Source organism: Mucilaginibacter hurinus (assembly GCF_003324525.1).
GTDB classification, from domain to species: domain Bacteria; phylum Bacteroidota; class Bacteroidia; order Sphingobacteriales; family Sphingobacteriaceae; genus Mucilaginibacter; species Mucilaginibacter hurinus.
Map to the genome: position 1 here is coordinate 449,730 of NZ_QGDC01000002.1, position 24,226 is coordinate 473,955.

The 24,226-nt window shown below is 42.0% G+C and carries 17 protein-coding genes and 1 tRNA gene; 9 read left to right on the plus strand and 9 right to left on the minus strand.

Going from position 1 to position 24,226, the window contains the following annotated elements; all coding sequences use genetic code 11:
- The first annotated feature begins 161 nt into the window (after positions 1-161).
- The 6 genes from DJ568_RS05145 (at position 162) to DJ568_RS05170 (ending at position 4,813) form a co-directional block, all read left to right on the plus strand.
- Positions 162-1,604 (plus strand): MBOAT family O-acyltransferase, encoded by a 1,443-nt coding sequence (locus DJ568_RS05145; protein ID WP_114004171.1) that lies wholly within the window; start codon positions 162-164, stop codon positions 1,602-1,604.
- A 3-nt stretch (positions 1,605-1,607) separates the two neighbouring features.
- Positions 1,608-2,516, plus strand: a complete 909-nt coding sequence (locus DJ568_RS05150) for a hypothetical protein (RefSeq protein ID WP_114004172.1) — start codon at positions 1,608-1,610, stop codon at positions 2,514-2,516.
- 449 nt (positions 2,517-2,965) lie between these two features.
- Positions 2,966-3,397, plus strand: a complete 432-nt coding sequence (locus tag DJ568_RS05155; RefSeq protein ID WP_114004173.1) for a hypothetical protein — start codon at positions 2,966-2,968, stop codon at positions 3,395-3,397.
- Positions 3,398-3,546: 149 nt separating this feature from the next.
- Positions 3,547-4,014, plus strand: coding sequence for a RidA family protein (locus DJ568_RS05160; RefSeq protein WP_114004305.1), 468 nt, complete (start codon positions 3,547-3,549; stop codon positions 4,012-4,014).
- 60 nt (positions 4,015-4,074) lie between these two features.
- Positions 4,075-4,147: transfer RNA gene (locus DJ568_RS05165), tRNA-Lys, on the plus strand.
- Between the two features lie 174 nt (positions 4,148-4,321).
- Positions 4,322-4,813 carry a hypothetical protein gene (locus DJ568_RS05170; RefSeq protein ID WP_114004174.1) on the plus strand — a complete coding sequence of 164 codons (492 nt, stop codon included), beginning with the start codon at positions 4,322-4,324 and terminating at the stop codon, positions 4,811-4,813.
- A gap of 149 nt (positions 4,814-4,962) precedes the next feature.
- Here the strand turns inward: DJ568_RS05170 and DJ568_RS05175 are convergent, their stop codons facing one another.
- From DJ568_RS05175 to DJ568_RS05205, 7 genes are all read right to left on the minus strand, one after another.
- The gene (locus DJ568_RS05175; protein WP_114004175.1) at positions 4,963-6,108 is read right to left on the minus strand and encodes a glycoside hydrolase family 26 protein; all 1,146 of its coding nucleotides are present in this window, start codon (positions 6,106-6,108) and stop codon (positions 4,963-4,965) included.
- A gap of 103 nt (positions 6,109-6,211) precedes the next feature.
- Positions 6,212-6,442, minus strand: a complete 231-nt coding sequence (locus tag DJ568_RS05180) for a hypothetical protein (protein WP_114004176.1) — start codon at positions 6,440-6,442, stop codon at positions 6,212-6,214.
- Positions 6,443-6,475: 33 nt separating this feature from the next.
- Positions 6,476-8,809, minus strand: a complete 2,334-nt coding sequence (locus DJ568_RS05185) for a tetratricopeptide repeat protein (RefSeq protein ID WP_158534875.1) — start codon at positions 8,807-8,809, stop codon at positions 6,476-6,478.
- 37 nt (positions 8,810-8,846) lie between these two features.
- The gene (locus DJ568_RS05190; protein ID WP_158534876.1) at positions 8,847-10,169 is read right to left on the minus strand and encodes an acetylxylan esterase; all 1,323 of its coding nucleotides are present in this window, start codon (positions 10,167-10,169) and stop codon (positions 8,847-8,849) included.
- 42 nt (positions 10,170-10,211) lie between these two features.
- A complete protein-coding gene (locus tag DJ568_RS05195) occupies positions 10,212-11,480 on the minus strand; it encodes an acetylxylan esterase (RefSeq protein WP_158534877.1) in 1,269 nt (422 codons plus the stop codon).
- Positions 11,481-11,561: 81 nt separating this feature from the next.
- Positions 11,562-12,893 (minus strand): acetylxylan esterase, encoded by a 1,332-nt coding sequence (locus DJ568_RS05200; RefSeq protein WP_114004180.1) that lies wholly within the window; start codon positions 12,891-12,893, stop codon positions 11,562-11,564.
- A 13-nt stretch (positions 12,894-12,906) separates the two neighbouring features.
- Positions 12,907-13,740 carry a hypothetical protein gene (locus DJ568_RS05205; RefSeq protein ID WP_114004181.1) on the minus strand — a complete coding sequence of 278 codons (834 nt, stop codon included), beginning with the start codon at positions 13,738-13,740 and terminating at the stop codon, positions 12,907-12,909.
- 335 nt (positions 13,741-14,075) lie between these two features.
- Between DJ568_RS05205 and DJ568_RS05210 the strand changes: the two genes are divergently transcribed.
- Positions 14,076-15,617, plus strand: a complete 1,542-nt coding sequence (locus DJ568_RS05210; RefSeq protein WP_114004182.1) for a CotH kinase family protein — start codon at positions 14,076-14,078, stop codon at positions 15,615-15,617.
- A 111-nt stretch (positions 15,618-15,728) separates the two neighbouring features.
- Here the strand turns inward: DJ568_RS05210 and DJ568_RS05215 are convergent, their stop codons facing one another.
- Positions 15,729-17,213 carry a glutamate synthase subunit beta gene (locus DJ568_RS05215; protein WP_114004183.1) on the minus strand — a complete coding sequence of 495 codons (1,485 nt, stop codon included), beginning with the start codon at positions 17,211-17,213 and terminating at the stop codon, positions 15,729-15,731.
- Entirely contained in the window at positions 17,213-21,739 is a 4,527-nt protein-coding gene (gene gltB / locus DJ568_RS05220) for a glutamate synthase large subunit (protein ID WP_114004306.1), read from the minus strand. The genes DJ568_RS05215 and gltB overlap by 1 nt, the downstream gene beginning before the upstream one ends.
- A gap of 345 nt (positions 21,740-22,084) precedes the next feature.
- Here gltB and DJ568_RS05225 point away from each other — a divergent pair, with 345 nt between their 5' ends.
- The gene (locus DJ568_RS05225) at positions 22,085-22,576 is read left to right on the plus strand and encodes a D-glycero-alpha-D-manno-heptose-1,7-bisphosphate 7-phosphatase (RefSeq protein WP_114004307.1); all 492 of its coding nucleotides are present in this window, start codon (positions 22,085-22,087) and stop codon (positions 22,574-22,576) included.
- A gap of 137 nt (positions 22,577-22,713) precedes the next feature.
- Positions 22,714-24,210 (plus strand): hypothetical protein, encoded by a 1,497-nt coding sequence (locus DJ568_RS05230; protein ID WP_114004184.1) that lies wholly within the window; start codon positions 22,714-22,716, stop codon positions 24,208-24,210.
- The last annotated feature ends 16 nt before the right edge of the window (positions 24,211-24,226 follow it).

The following is a 24,226-nucleotide window of genomic DNA, read 5'->3' on the forward strand; positions in this document are numbered from 1 at the left end:
TTAATATAGTAAGCAATATCATCGTAATGCGAGATTTATTAAAATATTAACAAAAAATAATTACCATGTTTATAAATATATTAATAAATTTAACTGTTTTATATTGAAAAGAATTAAATATGAGAGACCTAACATTTGCACTACTTTTTAACTTATAACTGATGCTTTTTAATTCTATTGAATTTCTTTTCTTTTTACCAGTTGTATTCTTGATATATTGGTTCGTTTTAAAAAACAGCGTAAAAGCACAAAACATTTTCATCCTGGCTGCAAGCTATTTATTTTATGGTTGGTGGGATTGGCGTTTCGTTTTCCTGCTGATGCTTTCCACTTTTATTGATTATTATTTTGGGCTGGTTATTCACAATTCGCAAAGTCGAAAAAAGTTTTTTTTGTGGTTGAGTATTTTTAACAATCTTATTATACTATGTTTTTTCAAATATTACAATTTTTTTGCCGACTCTGCAGGAGTATTGTTGAGCAGTATGGGTTTTAAGGTACATCCATATATATTAGATATTGCCTTACCCGTTGGCATTTCTTTTTATACCTTTCACGGGATTTCATATGTAATTGATATATATCGTGGAAACACAATCCCTACTAAAAACTTTGTAAACTACGCAGCATTTGTTTGTTTTTTCCCATTGCTTGTTGCGGGCCCCATTGAAAGGGCTACTCACCTTTTACCCCAAATCGAAACTAATCGAATTTTTAGTTACGAGAAAGCCGTCGACGGCTTGCGCCAGATGCTCTGGGGTTTTTTTAAAAAAGTTGTTGTAGCGGACAACTGCGCTATTTATGTAAACCAGATATTTGATAATTATGAGACTTTACCAGCTACTACCCTGTTAATCGGCGGTATATACTTCGCATTTCAGATATACTGCGATTTTTCGGGTTATTCAGATATAGCATTAGGCTGCGCCAGGCTATTTGGCTTTGAACTGCTGCGTAATTTCGCTTATCCGTATTTTTCACGCGATATCGCGGAGTTTTGGCGGCGTTGGCACATATCACTTACTACATGGTTTCGTGATTATCTTTACATTCCTTTGGGAGGTAGCAGAGGTTCAGTTTTTATTGTAATTCGTAACACCTTTATCATATTTATTGTAAGTGGCTTTTGGCATGGGGCTAACTGGACCTTTATTGCTTGGGGTTTTCTAAACGCCTTGTATTTTTTACCTCTGATGTTACGTGGTAGCAACCGTAAAAACGTCGACCTAATCGCTAAAGGCCGTACGCTTCCGACTCTTCGCGAGTTGACACAGATGCTCGCCACATTTGCGTTGAGTGTTTTTGCCTGGATATTTTTCAGGGCCAGCAGCATAGCGGAGGCTTTAATATATTTAAAACGAATCTTTACCACATCGTGGCTGTCAGCTCCAAAATACACAGGTATTGAGATCTTACTGCCGTTACTCATCGCATCGATGCTTGTAATAGAGTGGCTAAACCGCGAAAAGCAGCATGCGCTACAAGATATTTCGGGCCCTCTATTTAAACATAAATTCTTTCGCTGGAGCTATTATTGCATACTCGCATGGTTAATAATATGGGTTGGCGCACAGCAGCAAAATTTTATATATTTCCAATTTTAATATATGACAGCGAAAAAATTTTTAAGTCAGTTCATGTTGTTTACAGCGCTGTTCTTAGTGGCAAACTCATTACTTATAAGTGCAATTTATTATATCCTGAATAAAGCCTCATTCCAATTACCAACGGGAAAGAATATATTAATACTAGGTGACTCTCATACGGCTCTTGGTATTAATGATAAGTATATACCGCGAGCACTTAACATGTCTTCAGAAGGCGAAGGTTACCTTTACACTTATATAAAACTAAAGAAGTTCATAGCTGACAATCGGAAATTAGATACCGTGCTACTCTCGTTTAATTTTAATAGTGTGTATACCGAGAAGGATGAGTGGACAATTGGAGATGAATATATAGTTGAAAGAGTACCTCATTATTTTCCTTTCCTAGGCTGTCGGGAGATTAGGCTTTTTGCTTTAAAACCATCTTTTTACGAATCACTATTGAAAATTCCGGTAAAAAGCAAACGTAGTGTTTTCGAATTATTAACAGGAAATTTCACACTCGCTGACCTACATATAGGTGGCTATGTGAATAATAAAGAAAGAAAGATTGAAAAATCATTAGCAAAACTAAATAAAGATCCACATAATATAAGGTTTGAAGGTTATTCTCAGTATCAAACAGAATATCTTAATGGAATTGTAAAAGCATGTGATAGTGCTGGAATTAAATTGATATTGATTAATATGCCAATTTTTAAAGATGCTCAAAGATTTTTTAACAAACAGGATTATTACAGGTATTATAAAAACCATTTGTCGCAATTAACTTTATGGGATTTTCATGATATGAATATTAAGCCAGAAAGCTTCCGGGACGCTGACCACCTTAATTTTTATGGTGCAAAAGACTTTTCTCTTTTTATTAAAACAAAACTCGACTCAAGCCAGCAAAGTCATTTGTTTTAGTGGCGTTCTTGTATTAAGGGGCTACCACCGCCTTTTGTTTGTTGTCCTCAATGGTTCAAAAACAACTATAGTTGACAGAATAAAGCAAATGTATCAGCCAAAACCGCTTGAATAATACTATCACAAAACAATAAGCATTTAGTTTGGGTGGATTATGCTAGATCGAAAGTTATACGAGCCACTACAGTTAATGCCTGTCTTTAATCATGCAAGAAATATTTTTGTGATTCTGATGAACTTATTTAAGATGATTACCTTTACTTTTCTTGGCCATTCATGTTGCTAAGGGTGTAAGATAAAATATTAATTTATACTTTTTATATTACATAGCCATTGAAACGGCTAAAACCAAGCCGAACCAATACTTTTTTTTAACACCTATTGCATTTATTATCAAATAATTATACTTTAGCATTAACTTATTTTAACCTTATATAAACGTTAAACCTATGTTATACGTAATTATCGCGCTTGCGGTTGCAGCAATTGTATATTTTTTTAAAACCGCTAAAAAAACACGACTTGATATTAAGCAGGAAGACTTGTATCAAAAATTCAAATCAATCACTGATGCCCTTAATGCCACTGCTTTTGAAAACAAAGGTCACGTTATTAAGCTGAACAATCACAGCTATAATCTTTATAAAGAAGGCGCAAACCAGTTGCTAAACTTTGCTATTGAAGGTAATAATTTAACAATTACCTGGCGGTTTAAACATCTTAAAAGAGAAACCAAGCACGAAAGAACCTTTCACAATATTAGCCAGGATGCGGCCGAACAGGAAAAACTCGCGCTGACGCTGATTGGCGAAATGAATGTTATTATTGAAAGGTTGCAAACCAGCGTTGAAAGGCCCCAGACAGTATTGGTAAACAATTAATCTTCCGCCGACACACTTACCGGGGATCTACCTGTAATACAGCAATTTATTGTCCTACCCCATCTTATGCCTGATGGGGTTTGTTTTGCCATGTTACGCACCGCGAATTAAAGACTGATAATTATATTTACGGTTTATTAATCGATATCATGCATCCGTTAAATAAACTGGCCGAACTCAATATTGATCTCACTGACCGGCCGCAGCCGGGGGGCAATTATGTTTCATTAAACATAAGGGGCAACATTGGTTATGTTGCCATACAATTTCCGATAAATGGCGGTAACCGGTTATATACCGGGAGGTTTGGGTCAACGCTATCAACTGCCGAAGGATACCAGGCCGGGAAGCTATGCGCCGTTAACGTGCTTCGTCAAATACACCATTATGTAGGTTTAGATAATATCGAGGGTATTAACCATGCCGATATCTATTACCAGGCTGCAGGTGACTGGGATGAAGGCCCTAAAGTTGCCGACGGCGTGTCAGACATCTTTACAGAAATTTTAGGTGATGCAGGCGTCCACAGCCGTGGCATTTACGGCGTGGAAAGATTATCACGAAATTTTAGCATTGGTGTAACCGCCTCTTTTACGCTAAAGAATTCATGCACATAACGGCACACCTCTGATTTATTCCGAAAATAATCGTTTATTTGCTGCACCAAAAAATATCATGACTCCGTAGCTCAGTTGGTAGAGCAACAGACTCTTAATCTGTGGGTCCTGAGTTCGAGCCTCAGCGGGGTCACTGGTTGATAGGGATAGCAGCAACAGTTAGCTATCCCTTTTTTTGTATATTATCATTGTTGCACTTCGGTACTATTTATTATATGCTGAATGACGATCAGGGAATAATTCACATAGCAAGTAAACCAAAAGCAGTTATTTTTGTCTAATTCATACCTCCCTATATTTTTTTGTTATGAAAAAGATTACAGTAATGTTGTTGCTAAGCATTGCAACAATTAGTTATACTTCGGCACAAACTTTACCTGCTATTAATGAGCTAAAGCTAAACTCTGACGATGCCTGTGTGGCCGCTGATAAAGTTGCCCTACAGGTGGCCGAATATCTTTTTGCCACACCATTTATTACGGATGATGAGGATAGGTTGCGCGCATCGGCATTCATAAACCGTTGGATGGATTGCACACCTACCTATACATTTTTGATAGACGAAGATATAACTGCGAATTTTGATGATGACCCTGACCTTGTAAATATGTACATGGCGGCACTAACTGTATATACACTGCAAAATCCCGACGTTACTGATGAAGACAAAATATCAATCGGCGCGCTTAAAAAAGTGTTGGATTATGCAGACAAAGATGCTAATATGGTGCTGCTAACATCGCGTATGCAAAAGCTTGTAGAGGCTAATAAGAAAAAGCAACTGGAAAGCGCTATGTAAACGATTTCAAGTTTAGCCGGCAGAATCCCGCAATTTTTAAGCTATAACGTCACCTATTAACAGCAACACCTACGCTATGGCGTAATAAATGCCCTGAATGAGGGTGTGAACATTAGAGCCAGAGCTTTAAAATACAGCATCGGTAACTGCTATCTTTTTAGCGCCTTACGGTATATGGATGATTTGATATCCTTTTGAAACAGCGTAACAGGCGATTTGTAAAATAGCTTGAAGTCGGCTTCTGTAGCATGACCAGGATATGGTGCAAAAAAATGACTTTCTTTCCAGTTACGCCACGTAAGCATGTATGAAAACTGATACTTTGTTATTACAGGCAATAAAGTTTGTGTCCACCAGTCGCTATCGGGTTGGTTTTCATAACCAACTTCGGTAAGCGCAGGTAATTTATTTTTTAATTTAGCAATGCTTATCAACATGGCACTGCGCTTGTTTAGCTGCGTTGTAAAGTAGGTGCTATCTTTATCCGCATACAGGTCAAAGCCTAAAATATCAACATATTGATCTCCGGGATAGCGTTCCAGATAGTCTCCCTCCGTAGCAAAGTCAGCTGCAGAATAAGCATATAATATGTTATGCAGTTTCTGCTTGTTGCGCAGGTAATCAACAGTGTACTTCCATAAAGCAATAAATTCTGCAGGGCTGCAAGACGACTTTCCCCACCAAAACCAGTTACCTGTATGCTCATGCAGCGGCCTGAATATTATTGGAATAGGCTCGCCTTTCTTTCCTTTAAATTGCTTAACTAGTGTTGCAAACTTATCAAGGTACGCAGTGTATTTGGCCTTGAATATAGAATCAGTTAATATCAGATTAACACTTTTTCCGGGTTTGCTCCACGCCGTACTATCAGTAACCGGATCTTTGAAGTGCCAGCTGATGGTGTTGATACCTCCCCTGTCATAAATTTCTTTAACATATTTTACCATATCGGTAAAAGGCACCCCATCGAAATTATTTAAACTATCGTTTTCAAGATGCCCCAAGTCCCAACCGTACACCGCCGGGTATGAACCGGTCACCTCTTTTACATCCGAGCGGCCTTCGATATTTTTCCAACCTACTCCGTAAGCAAGGTCATCCTGGTGTCCGAACATTACCCCCTTGTTTTTTAAAACAAAAAGATTGTTATATAAAATCTTAGTCTCATTAGTTGCCCGTATGTCTGAAACAAATGAATGCTGTGCCACGGTACTGCTAAAAAAAGGATACAATAAAAATACTATAATAATGCCCAGCTTCATTAAAGAGAACAAATACTTTATAAGTGAATACATTAGCCTTTTAAACGGTATAAGATAACCGGAGTTGCGAACTTCAAACTATTTATTTTCACACGTACACAAGCCATGTAAAACATAGCCCGGCCCGCAACATAAACTACTGGTTAAAATCGTTTTGCTTACGGCTTTCGTGTATTATACGTTTCTTTCGGGTCATGCTTTTATTTGGAAATAACTCATCTGAAATGAGAGCATACAACAACATGGTAACCGCAGCAAAGTAAAAAACGGTTTGTATCTCAGGACGTTTTTTAAATAACGATATGCCTACCAATGCAATAACAATGATAAGTACTACATAAAAAAGAACTTTTAAAAAACTGTTCATCTATATTGAATTATATTGTATAAAGTTAAAAATTTAATTACATAATTTCTTGATGGCATCGTATGCTTCTTTTAAGCCCAGTTCCCCCGCTTTACTTAAATCAAGGCAGCCGTCATTTTTTTCTTTTACAGTAATCCGGGCAAGTCCGCGTAAATAATATATCTGTTTATCGGCATTGTTTAAAGCCAGGCCTGCATTGTAGTCAGCAATGGCTTCGGTATAATTTTTCAGCATAACCTTTGCTTCTCCACGCTTTACATAAGCTTGCTTAAGATTATCCTGCAAACTTAAAGCCTTGTTATAATCCTGTATGGCCCCACGGGCATCCTTTAAGGCAAATTTAGCCATGCCTCTGTGCAGGTAACCAGATGCGTTCTCGTCATTTAACTCAATGGCTATATTGCAATCCTGCACGGCACCAATTGAATCTCGCAGCAATAAACGGCCGGTTGAACGCTCCAGGTAGATATTTTGATTAGTGGGTTGTATTTTAAGCGCCACTTTAAAATCGTCAAACATGCCAACGGTATCTTTCAGTAACGCTTTATTAATGGCGCGGCTGATGTAACCACGCACGTTACGCGGATCAAGCTCAAGGGCACGGCTGTAAAAATCGAGCGCATGCTGATAATCCTTCTGTTCTATCTTTGCCATACCCATTAAAATATGCGGCTCGGCCTGATCTCCCTGCAGTTCAATCGCACGGTTCAAGTCGGTCATGGCACCTTCTACATCGCCATTCCTCATCTTCTCCAATCCGCGGTTGCCGTAAGCTTCGGCAAATACACTATCTATAGCAATTGCCCTGTCAAAATCCTTTAAGGCTTGTCGCGACCCGTCCAGGTGAGTACGCGTAATGCCACGCTGCAGGTAAAAATTTTTATTTTGCGGGTTGATAGCAATGCCCGCCGTAAAAAGGTTGATAGCAGCATTATAATCACTAGTCTTGTCTCGCGCCATACCCAAACCAAGATAGGCGTCTTCATCCTTTGAATTTAACTGCAACGCCTTTTCAAAATCAGACATCGCCCCTTTTATATCACCAATCCGGTCTTTCGCGCGGCCACGTTTTACATAAATATCTTCTATCTTCGGGTTAATCTCCAGTACCTTGTTGTAATCGCTTATAGCTACCGAATCCTGGCCCATACCGCTTCTGATGTCGCCACGGGTGTAGTATGCACTAACGCTTTTAGGATTAATCTTTAGCGCGGCTTCAATATCTTTAAGGGCGCTCGTAGTATCGTTTGTATAATATTTGCCTTTTGCCCGCATGGACAGCAATTCAACATTTTTGGCGTCGTAAGTTAAACCGGTATCGGCATCAAGTATAGCATCGGCAAACTTTTGCTGCTCCAATTTAACATTTCCGCGGTTTAAATATGCCTCTGCATTGCGTGGATTAAGCTTGATGGACTTGTTTAAATCAAGCATAGCTGCAGCTGTATCCTTTAAATAATAATGTGCAACACCCCTTAGCAAGTATAATTCTGCATTAAGCGGATTTAATTCTATGGCTTTGGTATAGTCTGCAACAGCGCCGGCGTGGTCAGAGGTGTTTATCCGTGCGTTACCCAGGTAATGGTAAAGCTCGGTGAGTTTTGGGTTTAATTTAATAGCCCTGTTGTAATCTTCAATGGCGCCCTTATTATCATTAATATTACTTTTGGCGTTACCACGGTAGTATATTGCCTCGGGATTATTTGGATTAAGTTCAATTGCCCTGTTAAAATCATCAATAGCGCCCCTGAAATCGTTTAGGTTTGCCTTAGCATTTGCCCGATAGTAATATACATCGGCATTCCTCGGTGCCATTTTTAAAGCGGTTGTGTAGTCCGCAACGGCACCGGCATAATCGCTCATGTTCGCCCGTGCAACACCTCTGAACTGGAATAATTCTGCCTTTTTTGGCTTCAACTGTATGGCGCGGTTAAAATCTTCAATAGCGCCAGCATGATCGTTTATATTCTCTTTGGCGTTTGCGCGATAATGAAAAATATCGGCGTTGCGTGGTGCCAGTTGCGCGGCCCGGTCAAAATCGGCAATGGCAAGCCTGTACTCTTTAAAGTTGCTGTAGGCATTAGCGCGATAAAAGTATGCGTTGGGATAGCTTGGCTTTAACTCAATTACCTTGCTGTAATCAAACACCGCCAGCTCATAATTTTTCATATTACTGTGCGCGTTACCACGATAAAAATAGGCATCAATATTTTGCGCGTTCAGTTCAATGGCTTTGGTAAACTCAACCACCGCGCCTGACAGGTCTTTAGCATTAGCTTTGGTATTGCCGCGTTGTACATACGAGTCAGATGTTTGCGCCGATGCCCGTGCACCAATTAATAAAAAGAGTAAAAAAACATATCTCATGCTGCTATAAATCATATAATTGCGATAAAATCTTTATTTAAAAAATACCGTACTCATCCATCATCCACTTTATGAAATATTCATAAATGGACTGTGGCACTTCGTGCGTCAGATCAGGATAAACAAATAATTTGTATGGGCCCGGTATGTTATTAAGCATAGCATATTGGTTATAAGCGGGCGCCAGGTGATCAAGCAAACCTATACCTATAAGCGCTTTACACTCTAAACCGTTGGTAAAGTTTTTTAAATCGAAATAGTCGAGGTTATCCAACAGTTTATTGAGCGGAACAAATCGTGCTTTACTGTATTTTATTAATCCGCTCATGGGCCATTCCGAACTGTTTAATGCCCGCCAATCACTAAAAACAGGATTATTTGACGAGCATAATTTTACCCGCTTATCCAAACTTGCCAATGCAATGCTAAAGTAACCGCCCAAACTTGCACCTGACACCGTGATGTTTTTGGGATCAAGCTCTGGCCGTGACATAACAAAATCAATCCCTCGCATACCATCCATTAAGGCACCGCGCAATATATACTTATCCCTGTACTCAATGCCCTCTGTTAAATAGCCGTCATAAGTGGGATGTATAACGTCACGGCTATTGCCCTGTCCGCGTACATTTAAGGACAACACGGCTAAGCCGCCTTGTGCGTATATTGGCTTTACTCCCGTTCCGCCGTATCCGGGCATTACTACCCATACAGGCAATTTATCCTTTTCCTTCCTGTTTTTTGGCATGGTTAACCAACCACGTATCGTTAAGTTATTTAACGACTGCATTTCAACAAGATAAACCTTAATGCCATTTTGCTCCATCACGGGTTGTTCGGTCATTTTAAAGCCGGGCTTAACAGCAGATAATTCTGTCGCTGCATCCGCCCAAAACTTATCAAAGTCTGCCGGTTTTGGATTTTTTGACACGATTTGCTGAGGATTGATACCGATAACTTTTCGTAAAGTGTCATCATATTCGGTGACATTTATCATAATAGATATCTTATAAAATCCAGGCTCTTTTTGCTGAGGTACGCTTAGCGAATATTCTCCGGAACTGCGTTTGTCAAACTTAACTTTAACCGAATTTTGCGCCACCTCCTTATTGTCAAGTGAGGTTAGCAAAAAACTTACAGTGCCTTCCTGTACAACATCAAAGGGGTTATGTACTTTAACCTTATAACTTATCTTATCACCCGTTTTAAAAATGGCGTCCTTTTTTGATGGTACTACCGAAAATAAAAACTCTTTCTCGTCTTCGCCAGCGCCATGCTCTTCGTCTGTTTGCAAAATATTGCTAAAAGCTGGCAGCGTAAGGCTCCCTATAAGTAAAACAACAAGTATTCCTCTTAGCATCTTTATATTAATTATCACTCTATTTATCTGCATAACGGCTACTTAAAACATTCCAAATTCATCCATCATCCACCCGCTTAAATACTCGTATGAGGATTGGGGTACTTCATGCGCCAGGTCAGGGTATACCAATACCTTATATGGCGCTTTTATATTGTTAATCATAGTATACTGATTATAGGGTGGTGCCAGATTATCAAGCAAACTTATAGCTATCAGCGTGCGGGCATCAAGTTTTGGTGTAAAGTTTTTCAGATCAAAATAATCAAGAGTGGTTAGCATCCGGGATATTGGAATAAAACGGTCTTTACTGTAAGTTAACAGCGCGCTCATTGGCCATGAACCCCTCTCCTGCAAAGCCCGCCAGTCTGCAAAAGTTGGGTTATATGCCGAACAAAACTTTACCCTTTTATCCAAGCAGCTTGTAATCAAACTATAATAGCCTCCCATGCTTTCGCCTGAGCAAATAATGTTGGTAGAATCAAGCTCGGGCCGCGAGCAAATAAAATCAACCGCTCGTACACAGTCCATAATGGCACCACGTAAAATATACCGCTCTTTATGTTCAATGTCCGTAGTCAGGTAGCCGTCAGTTGTTGGGCGCACCTGATCGCGGCTATTGCCCTGACCTCGCAGATTAAACGTAATTACAGCTAAGCCCGGCGGACCATATATAGGTTCATAACCCCTTATACCATACCCGGGAAACACCAGCCACACAGGCAGCTTTTGTCCGGGCTTTCTTTTAGTTGTTATAGTAAGCCATCCCCTTACGGTTACATTATTTAATGATTGCGCCTCTATTAAATAAACTTCTTGCTCTCCCCTGCGCATTGCAGACTGTTCAGTCATCTTAAACTGAGGCGCAACCTTTCTTAAATCTGCCCGTGCACTTAACCAATATTTTTCAAAGTCAGCCGGTGGTTGGTTATCCGAAATAATTTGCTGCGGGTTCACGCCAAAAACCCGCTTTAAGGTATCATCGTATTCAGTAACATTTATTTTAACGGATATTTTGTAAAAACCGGGATCTTTTTGAAATGGCACTGGAAGTGAATAGCTGCCCGAACTGCGTTTGCCAATACTCACCTTAATAGATTTACTGGCCACCTCAATATTATTTTGCGTGGTAACCTGGTAGCTAATGGTACCTTCCTGTACGATGTTAAAAGGGTTGGTTACTTTAACATCATACCTAATGTTGTCGCCTGTTTTAAATATTGCATTCTTTTTTGAAGGGTGTATGCTGAATAGAAACTCTTTCTCAGATCCACCATCACGATGGGTTGCATAGCAAATACTACCAACCATTATGAACAGTTGCAGCAATAAACACTTAAACACCCTAATTTTTAACATATAACTCAATCATCCCTTTACAGGGCATTACTATTAAAATAATCCAAATTCATCCATTAGCCAATGCGTTACATACACATGTAGCGATGGCGGTACCTCATGCGTTAAATTTGGATAAACAAAAACTTTATGTTCTCCTACTATCCTGTTGATCATTGCATATTGGTTTTGTGGCGGTGCCAGGTGGTCAAGCAGCCCTATACCTATCACCGTACGGCACTCCAGCCGTTTCGAAAAATTTTTCAGATCAAAATAGTCAAGCGTGTCCAGCAATTTATCCAGTTTAACAAACCGGGCATTGCTATATTTCATCAAGCCGCTCATTGGCCAGTCGGCATTTCCGCGCAGAGCACGCCAGTCGCTAAACACCGGGTTGTTTGATGAGCATAGTTTTATACGCTTGTCAAGACTGGCCACTGCTATGCTAAAAAAACCGCCTAAACTGGCGCCCGATGCCGTAATGTTAGCGGTATCTAATTCAGGCCGGGAGCAAACAAAATCAATTGCACGGATGCAATCCATAATGGCCCCCCTTAGTATGTATTTCTTTTTATCCTCAATATTATCTGTTAAAAAGCCGGCGTATGTAGGGCGCACGGCATCGCGGCTATTACCTTCACCCCTGAAATTAAAAGTGAACACAGCCATGTCCTGCGTGGTTATCATGGCATCAACACCCATTAAGCCATAACCGGGAAACACAACCAAAACAGGCAGCTTTTGCTTTGCCTTACGGTTTTTGGCCATACTTAGCCAACCCCGCACCGTAACATTATCTATAGACTTCATCTCCACCAGGAAAACGTCAACACCGCTGCGGCTGCGGGTGGGTTGCGGTGTCATCTTAAATTCCGGCTTAACTTTGCGCAACTCATTACGCGCGTCTGACCAAAATTTATCAAAATCTCCTGGCTCCGGGTATTCAGATACTACCTCCCGGGGATTTACTCCAAACGTGCGCCTTAATGTATCATCATATTCAGATACGTTTATCATGATGGCGATCTTGTAAAATCCCGGATCTTTTTGAAAGGGAACGTCAAGCGTAAATTTATCGCTGCTGCGTTTCCCTATATTTACCTTTATACTATTAGCGGCTACTTCGGCATTCTTTGTATTAGTTACACGGAAACTTACTGTACCTTCCTGTACTACATCAAAAGGATTATCAACACTTACAACATATTTTATCTTATCTCCGGTTTTATATATTGCGTCTTTTTTTGAAGGCGCTGCTGCAAATAAAAACTCCTTTTCCGACTCCTCTTCGTGCTGCAGCAAAGCCGCCGAAGCATGACTAACACAAATGGTAAGGACGATGATTGTTAAAAAAACTGTATAATGTAAACCTAACTTTTTCAGCATTTTTTAATATTCATTAAAACCTGGTTGCAAACGACAGGGAAAATGATGTACCCTGGCCGGTTGAACGCCCTACCAGGAAATGATTTACCCCGGCAAACATGGAAAACTGCGGACTAAAAGTGTGACCGTAACTAAGTGATGCCATGGTGTATGAAAAATCGCGATTGACCACGATATTCGGATTTACACTTTTATCAGAGCTGACAGAGTATGTACCCGCACCACCCACGGTCACCATGTTCTTTTTATCAAAATTAAAACCAAAAGAGGCGCCGTATTTTAGTTGAAACGGACCCTCAATGGCAAAATACTGCCGGCCGCCTACTTCAGCATTCAGATAAAATGTTTTCGAGCCAATTTTTCCGGCTGTTGAACCAGCAAACTTTAATTCGGCACCGGGCGTTCTTAAACCTACGGCTACACTGCTATATAAAGGCAAAATGGCAGTACCCTGTATGCCAAAGTAATACTTATAATCTATATTGGCCAGGTAGTACCGTATACCTACTTCGGCATCGCCAAGCGCTGTTACGGCCCGGGGTATGCCGGTTGAGTCCTGCATAAACTTGTTTACCATTAACGGTAATGAAGCAACGCCCGTAACCCTACGGCTAATACCATATTCCATGTAGGTTGAGAAGCCTATAGACTGAAAATAGCCGTTTGAAGGATAGTTTTTAGTTCCTCCTACACTATCCCATAGTTTGGTAGACCTGAAGAAGCTGGTTGATAGCGACACAAGGTATTTACCTTTTTTTACTGGCCATCCGCCGGCCATAGCTTCGGTACTAAAAAGCACTGCGGCAAAACAGATAAATAATACATTAAGGCGTAATTTTCTTTCCATATTAATATTTACTAATTTTTTTCGTGTTTGTTAAATGGCTGAATACGTAACAAACGCTACAAATGTTGACCCCATAATTGGGAAATTTTTCCCCACGGAAAAATACATCAGTCACACTAAACCAAAATCGGCCAAAATATGTCATTAAAACAGCGTTTTAAGCAAAGGTAGGTATCGCATTATCACTTTCTCCCCTCTTTGTTCAAACTCGCTTACATTATATGCAAATGCGATACCAATCGCATATAAATGATTAAAATGCAACTTTCTGCGGTAACATATTTGTAAAGTACCGGCGAAGGCATATATTTGAATTTATTCTTAAACCTTACTCAATGAAAAAAATCTCGCTTTGCCTTTGGGCTCTATTAGGCTTATTTAGCTGTAAGAAAGAAACACAATTCAAAGAAAAATCAAACTCCTCCGGTAATCTTGCCGCCAACGCTGTTCAGTCAGTGCTGTTTGAGGCCAGTAAAAATCCCGGCAAACTTACTGCTGACATCCAGTGCACTATTTCAGGTGACGAAATAAGCGCGCTGATCCCTCCGTTGGTTGACAGAAACCTGGTAGTTACCTTTAAAACAGGTGTTAGTGGCGTGGTAGCAATGGTTAACGATACCGTGCAGGTTAGCGGGGTAACACGGGTAAACTTTGCTAAACCGGTTACCTATATGTTAAGGTTACCTGACGGGCATAGCCGAAAAATAAAATTCACTGTTAAATCATTTACGGGCCTGCCAATTCTATACCTTACAACAACATCGCCGGTAACCAGTAAAGACGATTACGTTAAAGGCAATTTAGTAATTGACCCCAACAGCGAATACGAGCAGGAGAAATTAAGCATACCGCTACAGGTTAAAGGGCGGGGTAATACCACCTGGGCGCTGGCAAAAAAGCCTTACCGTATGAAATTTGACAGCAAGGCAGATATGCTTGGAATGCCGGCGGCCAAAAACTGGGTTTTACTGGCCAATTATTCTGACAAAACTTTATTTAGGGTTAACCTTGCCTTTGAACTTGGCCGAATGTTTGGCGTAGCCTTTGCACAGCAAAGCAGGTTTGTTGAGCTGTCGCTCAACGGCGAATATAAAGGTAACTACTTGTTAACAAGCCAGGTAGAGGTACATGAAAACAGGGTAAATATTCCGGAACTAAAAGAAGCCGATGTATCTGCAGACAAGATAACCGGCGGCTATTTGCTTGAATTAGGCACGCAGGAAGACGCGTGGTTTGAAACCAAACAAAAATTGTCATTTACCATCAAGTCGCCTGAGGATATGCCGGACGTACAGTATAATTACATTAAGGATTACATAGCAGCAACTGAAGCCGCACTATTTTCTGCAGACTTTGCCGACCCGGTTAAAGGATATGCAAGCTTTATTGATGTAGAATCGTTCATCAACTGGTACCTTGTTGAAGAACTGACAAAAAACCCTGATGCAAGACACGGATCAAGCGTTTATTATTACAAAGATCGCGGTGGCAAATTGTGTATGGGACCGCTTTGGGATTTTGACGTAGCCATGGGCAATACAGATCAGGCTGCTATACGTTCACCGCAGGGCGGATGGGTTATGCAAGGGGTTTGGTTTAACCGGCTATTTCAGGATAAGAATTTCAGAAAAAAGGTTAAAGAGCGCTGGAACAAGATAAAAAATAAAGAACTTGCTAAATTAGGACCGTATATCGATAACACTGTAAACTACATCAACCTGTCGCAGCAAAGCAACTTTTTACGGTGGGACATCTTAAAGAAACCCGTTTGGCCTAATAATACCTATCTAGGCTCTTACGATCAGGAAGTTACATATATTAAAGATTGGCTGAGAACACGTATTATGTGGATGGATAGTGAAATTCAGAAATTTTAAATCATCACACAGAAAGGCCGCCTTATAATTGACTTATAAGGCGGCCTTTTCTTTTTAACTATTTCACTTAAGGATGATCAAATGGCCATCCGGCGAAAACTTATAAATTACTTAATAAGCCTGCTCAAACTCATTTACCCCATCCTTGCTTTCAAGTATAGAGTGACCCATTAAAAACTCGTCTACCTTGCGGGCTGTTTCACGCCCTTCAGATATGGCCCACACCACCAGCGACTGGCCGCGGCGCATATCGCCGGCAACAAATACCTTACTTATATTGGTACGGTAAACGCCCTCTTTAGCTTTAACGTTTTTACGCTCATCAAGTTCAACGCCAAGACTTTCGAGCATGCCATCGAACTGCGGATGCACGAAACCCATGGCTAAAAACACGCGCTGTGCAGGTAACTCACGTTCTGTACCTTCCAGTTCTTTAAATTTAACAGGACGGCCTAAAAAGTCAAGTTCCCATTCAATATCAACAACCTTCAGCGCGCGGAGGTTACCATCGGCATCGCCCAAAAACTCCTTAGTGTTTACGCTCCAGAAACGGTCGGCACCTTCTTCGTGCGAACTGGTTGTTTTAAGTACCGCTGCGCCCGGGAAGTTTGGCCACGGCATACTGCTTGGGCGGCTATCGCCCGGCTTAAACATCACCTCGAATTGTTTTATAGAGCGTGCCCCCTGGCGGTTTGATGTACCCACACAGTCAGACCCGGTATCGCCACCACCTATTACAATAACATCTTTATCTGTGGCTAAAATATCTTCGCCTTTAATTTCACTGTTACTTACCCGCTTGTTCTGCTGCTTTAAAAAGTCCATCGCAAAATGGATACCTTTAAACTCACGGCCAGGTATATTTAAATCGCGTGGAATGGTTGAGCCACCGGCAAGAACCACCGCATCAAAGTTACGTACAAGTTCATCAGCTGCTATATCCTTACCTACCTCGGTATTGCACTTAAATACAACGCCGTCTTCTTCCATAACTTTAATACGGCGTTCAACTACCCATTTCTCTAATTTAAAATCAGGTATGCCGTAACGCAATAGCCCACCCGGAAACTCGTCGCGCTCGTAAACTGTTACAGCATGGCCTGCTTTGGCTAACTGGGCTGCTGCAGCCAGGCCGGCGGGGCCCGATCCAACTACTGCCACTGTTTTACCTGTTTTAATTACAGGTGCCGTAGGTTTAACCATGTTGTTGGCATACGCTATTTCTATAATATGCTTTTCAATTTCCTCAATTACTACCGCAGGCTTGTTTATGCCCAACACACATGCCGACTCGCACGGAGCAGGACATATCCTACCCGTAAATTCAGGGAAGTTATTGGTAGACGACAATATATGATAAGCTTCCTGCCAGTTTTTGCGATAAACTGCATCATTAAACTCCGGTATGATGTTGCCAAGCGGGCAACCCGAGTGACAAAATGGTATGCCGCAGTTCATGCAGCGCGCCGATTGCTGGTTCAGCTTTTCATCACTGTATAAACCTACAAACTCGTTATAATTTTTTACCCGTTCGGCAACCGGTACTTTAGCGGGAAGTTCCCTGTTAAATTCCTGAAATCCTGTTGGTTTTCCCATTATTTTCCGATAGTTTGGTATTCTAATTTTTCAACAACTTTTTTATACTCTTTTGGATATACCTTTATAAACTGGGTTGATACCTCGTTCCAGTTATCCAATAAGCCCTGGCCTACTTTACTGCCTGTAAGCTGAACGTGTTTACGCAATAACGTCAGTATCTCTTCCTCGTCCTTTACAGTTAACGGATCTAGGTCAACCATCTCGGTATTGCAGTTTTCGGCAAATGTACCTTCAGGATTGTATACCCATGCAATACCGCCGCTCATGCCTGCCGCAAAGTTACGCCCGGTTTTACCCAGTATAAGCGCGCGGCCGCCGGTCATGTACTCGCAGCCGTGGTCACCGATACCCTCAACCACCGTGGTGGCACCTGAATTACGTACCGCGAAACGCTCGCCGGCCATACCGCCAACAAATAGTTCACCTGATGTTGCACCGTAAAGTGCCACATTACCAATGATGATATTTTCTGACGGTTTAAAGGTTGCGTTTGCTGCCGGGTAAACAGCAATTTGTGCTCCTGATAAACCTTTACCTACATAGTCGTTACCTTCGCCCTCCAACTCAAATGATATACCTTTGGTAGCAAAGGCACCAAAGCTTTGCCCGGCTGAGCCTTTGAATTTGAAATTTATGGTATTATCAGGAAGACCCGGCGAACCATATATCTTGGATATTTCATTTGACAGCATTGTACCGATAGTACGATCAACGTTTACTACATCAAACGTAGCGTAAACAGGTGTAGCATCATCAAGGGCAGGTTTAGCTGCTTCAATAAGCTTCCAGTCGAGGATATTGGCCATGCCGTGATCCTGGCTTTCGCTGTTGTACAAAGTAGCATCTTTGGCATTGTTTACCGGGTGCAGTATACCAGAAAGATCAACCTTTTTAGCCTTCCAGCTCTTGATATTATCTTTTACCTTAAGGAACTGTACACGGCCCACCATCTCGTTCACTGTACGGAAACCCAACTCGGCCATTACCTCGCGGAATTCCTGCACCAAAAACTTAAACAGGTTAACCACATGTTCAGGGTCGCCGCTGAATAGCTTGCGTAACTCAGGATCCTGTGTGGCTACACCAACCGGGCAAGTATTCAGGTGGCATTTACGCATCATGATACAACCACCGGCAACAAGGGCCGCGGTAGCTACACCCCATTCTTCGGCACCTAATAAAGTAGCAATAGCAATATCCCTACCTGTTTTAAGCTGCCCGTCTGTTTGCAATACCACCCGGCTGCGCAGTTTGTTGCGTACCAGTGTTTGGTGTGCTTCGGCAAGGCCAAGCTCCCACGGTAAACCTGCGTGTTTTATCGAGCTTATTGGTGATGCACCCGTACCCCCGTCGTAACCCGCTATCAAGATAACATCGGCATGTGCTTTGGCAACACCGGCAGCAATTGTACCTACACCGGCTTTTGATACCAGTTTTACATTGATACGTGCGGCACGGTTTGCATTTTTGAGGTCAAATATCAGCTGCGCTAAATCTTCGATGGAGTAAATATCATGGTGCGGCGGCGGCGAAATAAGCCCCACACCCGGTGTAGAGTGACGTGTTTTTGCAATCCAGTCGTCAACCTTGTGGCCCGGCAGCTGCCCGCCTTCACCGGGTTTTGCACCCTGGGCCATTTTTATCTGCAGCTCATCAGCATTAGTTAAATAGTTTGATGTTACACCAAAACGGCCTGATGCTACCTGCTTGATAGCCGAACGCATTGAATCGCCGTTTGGCAATAGCTGGTAACGCATTTCATCTTCGCCACCCTCGCCCGTGTTGCTCTTGCCGCCAATGCGGTTCATGGCAATGGCCAGGGTACTGTGCGCCTCGTGGGAGATAGAGCCGAAAGACATAGCACCCGTAGCAAACCGTTTCATTATGCTTTCTGCCGGTTCAACCTCATCAATGCTGATAGGCTCACGGTGGTGGGCAAAATCAAACAAGCCGCGTATAGTGAAATGCTTTTCGCCCTGCTCATTAATTACTTTAGCGTAGTTTTTATATACCTCGTAGTTGTTAGTACGTGTTGCATGCTGCAGCAGGTGTACCGTTTGCGGGTTAAACAAGTGTGCCTCGCCCCTGCGTTTCCATTGGTAAACACCACCTTCAGGCAGCAGTTTAGCGTCATCAGTTTTAGGGGCGTTGAAACCTGCGCGATGTTTGCTCAACGACTCGCGTGCTATTTCGTCTAATCCTAAACCACCTATGCGGCTAACCGCGCCGGTAAAGTATTTATCAACTACTGCTTTATTAATACCCAATATCTCAAACACCTGCGAACCGTGGTATGACTGCAATGTAGAGATACCCATTTTTGAGAATATCTTCAACAGGCCGTCGTTAACCGACTTCACATAGTTTTTATGCAGTTGTTTTACATCAAGATTGCTTTGCAAGTTGCCTTGTGCGTGCAGTGTTTCGATAGTTGAAAGCGCCAGGTAAGGGTTAATGGCTGTTGCGCCAAAAGCCAGCAAGCATGCAAAATGGTGCACTTCCCAAACATCGCCCGACTCAACTACGATGCCCACCGCGCCGCGGCGACCTTTTTTAATGAGGTGGTGATGCACAGCGGATACGGCCAGCAATGATGGTATTGGCGCATGCTCTGAATCAACGGCACGGTCAGACAGGATCAATACTTCAAAACCGTCATCAACCGCGTCCTCGGCATACCGGCAAAGCCTGGCTATACCTTTTTCCAGCGAACCGGGCAGACCGTCGGCTTTAAAATAAGTTTGCAGCGTTTTTGCATGGAACATGCCGGTATCAATACTACGCAGTTTTTCAAGCTGGTGGTTTTTTAATATCGGATGCTTAAGCATTACGCAATGGCAGTGCATCTTGTCTTCATCAAGCAAGTTGCCGTTGTTGCCTATAAATGTTGCCAGGCTCATTACCAAACGCTCGCGTATCGGGTCGATAGGCGGATTGGTTACCTGCGCAAAAAATTGTTTAAAATAGCTTGACAGGTGCTGCGGCTTGTCTGACAGGATTGCCAGTGGCACATCAGTACCCATTGAACCCACCGGCTCTTTACCATCAAGGGCCATTGGTTTGATGATCAAATCAATATCCTCACGGCTATAGCCAAACACCTGCTGGTAACGGTAAACCGAGTCGGCAGTTAAGCTGGCAAAGGCAAGCCTTGGCTCAGTAAGTTCCTGTAATCTTATCTTATAATTTTCAAGCCAGCGGCCGTAAGGCTGACGAGAAGCTATTTCCTGCTTTATTTCCTCGTCGGTTATAATTTTGCCTTTTACCGTATCAATAAGCAGCATTTTACCCGGTTGCAAACGCCCTTTTTGGATAACTGTGCTTTCATCTATAACCAGGGTGCCGGCCTCTGATGCCGCAATAACACGACCATCATTGGTAATAACATAACGCAACGGACGCAGGCCGTTACGGTCTAAAACTGCGCCAACCAGCTTTCCATCGGTAAAGCTGATAGCTGCAGGGCCATCCCATGGCTCCATCAACGTAGCATGATATTCGTAAAATGCTTTTTTGATAGGATCCATCTGCTCGTTACCGTCCCAGGCCTCAGGTATCAGCATCATCATCACGTGTGGCAATGAGCGGCCGGTATGTTGCAATATTTCTATTATATTATCCAAACATGCCGAATCTGACTGGCCATTATCAATAACAGGCAGCAGCATTTCCATTTCTTCGGCAGTAAAATATGACGAAGCTAAAGATTGCAGGCCAGAATAAAACCAGTTAAGATTACCGGTAAGTGTATTGATCTCGCCATTGTGCGCAATCATACGGAATGGCTGCGCCAATTTCCATGAAGGAAACGTATTGGTTGAGAAACGCGAGTGAATAAGGGCTAATCCCGAAGCAATGCGCTTATCAGAAAGGTCGCTAAAATACTTACGCAATTGGTACGTAGTAAGCTGGCCTTTATATATTATAGTTTTTGCCGAGAAGGAAGTGAAGTAAAAGCTATCAGCAGCCTTGGGCACCTGCTCGCTTACTGTTTTTGTAATGTATCTTCTTAATACATACAGCTTACGCTCAAAATCATCAATATTAGGCAGGCTATGCGGACGGGCAACAAAAAGCTGCTCAACATCCGGCTCGGCACTGCGGGCAGTTTCGCCTATTACAGATGAATCTGTAACCAGCTTACGGTAGCCAAGTTTAGGTATGCCTAGTTTTTCAATAGCCTTGCCAATAATGTTGCGGCAAGCTTTTTTAAGTGCCGAATCTTTGGGGAAGAAAATCATACCTACACCGTACTCGCCGGGTTCGGGTAAGCTAAACTCCAGGTCGGAGCACTCTTCCATAAATAATTCGTGTGGCAGTTGTATAAGTATACCTGCTCCGTCGCCCGATTCAGGGTCGCAGCCGCAGGCGCCGCGGTGTTCCATGTTCTCCAGCATGGTTAACGCATCGTGCACTATTTGGTGATCCTTATGCCCGTTTATATTAGTTATAAAGCCGGTTCCGCACGAGTCATGTTCAAATTCAGGGCGGTAAAGTCCCTGTGGGCTATCAGTTTGATCCATCATAAAAAATAAACCGTTACAATTAGGGTATAACCACGAAGATAATTATTTAACAGAAAAATTAAAAACCCGCGGGGCACTTTTGCAACATTGTCAATATTAATAAATAAAACGCCACTAAAATTATCAAATTATTAATGAAAATAAAATAATGTTGAAAATTTTAATGAATATAGATTGATTCTAAAATCAAAATTTTATTTTGATAATAAAAAAATGGTGATATAAGATTTTGATGATTTGGGTTTTTCGGCAAGTTAAATTGGCTAATATAAGTTAGCTAAACTTTTAATTACACAGCCGATGTTTACATTATTATTAAATTTGCATGAAACAAAAACAAAAATGCAGAATAAACAAAAGGCAGTATTTTTAGATAGGGATGGCGTGCTTAACCGCGAAATGGGTGATTACGTGTGCAAATTAGAAGATTTTCACATACTGGATAACTTTGAGGCGCTAAAGGCATTACAAGATAAGGGCTACCTATTGATAGTGGCTACTAACCAGGGTGGCCTTGCCAAAGGCTGGTACAGTGAAGAAATACTATCATCAATGCACCAAAAACTGCGCGACACTTACAGGGAGCATGGCGTTGAATTTACTGACTTTTATTACTGCCCTCACCACCCACAATTCACGGGCGATTGCGACTGCCGCAAGCCTAAACCCGGATTATTATTAAAAGGCATCGAGAAGTATAATATTGACCCCGCGAAATCTTATTTCATAGGCGACCGTGAGCGTGACGTTGAAGCCGGTACACTGGCCGGGGTAACCGGGATATTGATTGACAGCGATCAGCCTATAAGTACGGTATTACATATGATTAAGTAATTTGGATAACACTGATTTTTTGAGTTGATTGCAACGATTAACCACGTTGCTGCGAGGAACGAAGCGACGCTAACATGTAGCTCACAGAGCTAAAGAGATTGCTTCGTTCCTCGCAATGACGAAGTAGAGAAGAGTATATGGAACTCCCCCGCTATATAAAACACCTCGATACGTTCGTCTTCGCCATAGCGGGTTACGTAGCTATTTACCTGTTCACCAAATACAGCGGCGTTGGCATATCGCCCGACAGCATTATGTATGCCAGTACAGCTGAAAGTATTTATAAGTATGGTAACTTCACTACCTTTAACGGTACGCCCCTAACCTACTTCCCGGTATTTTACCCGGCATTTTTAAGCGCGATTTTTATTTTTAGTGATAGTGCAGTAGCCGCCGCTCCGGTTGTTAATGGCCTGATGTTTACCGCGCTTATTTTATTATGCGGATGGTTGATCAGTAAATTTCGCTATCCTTCACGTTTGTATAAATGGCTAATGCTGGCGGGTATTTTACTTAGCCCTGCCCTGCTCGAAGTTTATAGTTACCTATGGTCTGAAACGTTATTTATACTGCTTACCGTAATGTTTATATGGGCATTTAAACGGTACCAGCAAAAGCCAGGCCTGCAAACATTACTGATTGCCGGGTTAACGGCTTCCTTATGCTGCCTTACCCGTTATGCAGGGCTGGCAGTAGTACTCACCGGGGGCCTGCTCATCATACTTGATAACAAATTAGCTGTTCGTACAAAGCTTACCCATTTAATCACCTTTTCGGTAGCCGGTATTTCATTACTGGTTATTAATATTATAGCAAACAGTATAGCTACCGGGCTGGCAACCGGCGAGCGTAAACCGTCAGTTACGTCATTTGCTCAAAACCTTCATCACTTTGGCATAGTGTTGTGCGACTGGCTTGGGCTTACACACGAAGCGCATCCTTACGGCGCAGCCATAGTAATTATCATCCTGGTTGGTTTAATAGCTGTGATTATAAAAAATATTGTAAAACAGCGACTGGCTGATTATGAAACCCTGTTTGCAGCTTTTGCCTTAATATACAGCCTGTTTATACTAATAATAGCCAGCATATCACGTTTTGAGCAGCTTAGCAGCAGGTTACTATCGCCAGCATTTATCCCTATGCTAATTGGCTGCACAGCCTGCGTACCGGGAACTATAACCAGCATGGCAGCAAAAAAAGGTGCGTGGATGGTGTTACCTGCTATCGCTATCATGCTAGGCTTTTTATACAATATCCTGTTGATTGACCTGAAACGGTATGATGATGAATTTGAATACGGCGTACCCGGTTATACCGATGACGATTGGAACAAATCAGCTTTTGTACAGTTTTTGCAAACGCACAAAAGCATTTACGAGCCCGGAGTACCCATTTACTCAGATGCCGACGAAGCGGTATATTTTTTCACGGGGATGCGGGCCAGGCTAGTGCCGCACCGCTATTTTAAAAACGATATTGTTCAATTTCACCGGCGGAAGCGTTTTTACTTAGTTTGGTTTAAAGCTCTTGCCCATCCGGAGCTTATAGGGCTGGAAGATATTAAAAAGTTTAAAAAGTTAAAGAAGCTTTATGAGTTAGAGGATGGCGCTGTGTATGAGTATCGAGAATAATTCTGCGATTGCACTG